This is a genomic window from uncultured Amaricoccus sp. (genome assembly GCF_937858865.1).
In the GTDB taxonomy this organism is placed as follows: domain Bacteria; phylum Pseudomonadota; class Alphaproteobacteria; order Rhodobacterales; family Rhodobacteraceae; genus Amaricoccus.
This window is the reverse complement of record NZ_CALLYO010000318.1, coordinates 1-1,412: the sequence shown is the minus strand read 5'-3', so window position 1 is coordinate 1,412 and position 1,412 is coordinate 1. Positions and strand designations below refer to the sequence as shown.

At 73.4% G+C, this 1,412-nt stretch carries 2 protein-coding genes; both read right to left on the bottom strand.

What is annotated here, in order from left to right:
• Positions 1–37: 37 nt before the first annotated feature.
• Positions 38–748, bottom strand: a complete 711-nt coding sequence (locus Q0112_RS09005; RefSeq protein ID WP_297974181.1) for a sulfur transferase domain-containing protein — start codon at positions 746–748, stop codon at positions 38–40.
• Entirely contained in the window at positions 748–1,401 is a 654-nt protein-coding gene (locus tag Q0112_RS09000) for a GNAT family protein (RefSeq protein WP_297974182.1), read from the bottom strand. Before Q0112_RS09000 ends, Q0112_RS09005 begins: the two co-directional genes overlap by 1 nt.
• Positions 1,402–1,412 lie beyond the last annotated feature (11 nt).

The window sequence follows — 1,412 nt, the reverse complement described above, 5'->3', positions numbered from 1 at the left end:
GAGGGGGCCCGATGGCCCCCTCGGGCCGCCCCCCCGGTCACTCCCGCCGCAGCACCCTGTCGACCAGGAAGTCCGCCGCCCCCCCGCTCCGGTAAGCCGCCATCAGAGCGTCGCGGTCGTAGCGCGTCTCCACCCACCGCCGGAAGCTCATCGGCTCCTTGGCCGCATCCGCCGCATAGCGCTCGAGCAGGAAGTGCAGCACCCCCGTCGCCGCGCCGCGCAGATGCAGGTAGCGCCAGTGCAACTGCCGCGCCGCCTCCTCCGGCGTCGCCCCCTTCTGCAGCAGCAGATAGAGCGCCGCCGCGAAGCCGGCCCGGTCCGCCCCCGACTTGCAGTGCATCAGGAAGGGCCGCGGCAGCCCGGCGAAGGTCGCGTCGAGCGCGAGGATCTCCTCCCGGCTCGGCAGCGCCCGCGAGGTCAGCTTGAAGTCGACGAGCTCGATCCCCGCCGCCCGGCAGGCCTCCCGCTCGAGCAGGTAGGATCCGTACTCGGTCGCCCCGCGCAGGTTCAGGATCGCCCGGAACCCCTGCCCCGCCAGCCGCCGCACCATGCCCGGGTCGGGCTGGCTCGACCGCCAGACGCCCTTGTCCACCTCATGCTCGTTGCGCCAGGCCTTGCGCAGCAGTCCGTGGTCGAAGACCAGCATGTCGATCGCCGCGTTTCGCCGCGCCCCCGGCGCGTCGAGATCGCCCACCCAGCCGTCCTTCCAGCGCCGCTGCCAGCGCCTGAGCGGCCCCCGCCGGCCCATCAGCTCGCGAAGAGCGGGTCCGACGCCACCCGGCAGGGGGCGGTGAGCGCGCTCAGCGACAGCTTCTGCCGGCCGTCCGCGTCGAAGTTCGCCGGATCGAGCCACCGCTCCCAGGCCGGCCGCAGGCAGCGCCAGTCCCCGTCGGTCATCGCGAACCAGGCGGTGTCGCGGTTCCGCCCCTTCACCACCATCGCCTGCCGGAAGACCCCCTCGTAGGAGAAGCCCATCCGCTCCGCCGCCCGCCGACTCGGCCGGTTCAGTGCATCGCACTTCCACTCGAAGCGCCGGTAGCCCTCGCGGAACACCCAGTCGGCGAAGAGGAAGACCGCCTCGCTCGCCGCCCGCGTCCGCTTGAGCGCCGGCGACCAGCAGATGTTGCCGACCTCGATCGACCCCGCCTCGGGCGCGATCCGCATCAGGCTCGCGACGCCCGCCGGCGTCCGCCGCCCGCCCCGGTCGATGACGGTGAAGAAGAGCGGATCGGCCTTGCCCGCCATCTGCACCACCCAGGCGGCATAGGCCGCCTCGCTCGCGAACGGCCCGTAGGGCAGGTAGTCCCAGATCCGCTCGTCGTCGCTATTGGCGGCGAAGAGCGCCTTGGCGTGCGCCGGCACCAGCGGCTCGATCCGCGCATAGCGCCCCTCCAGCCGCATCGGCCCCGGCC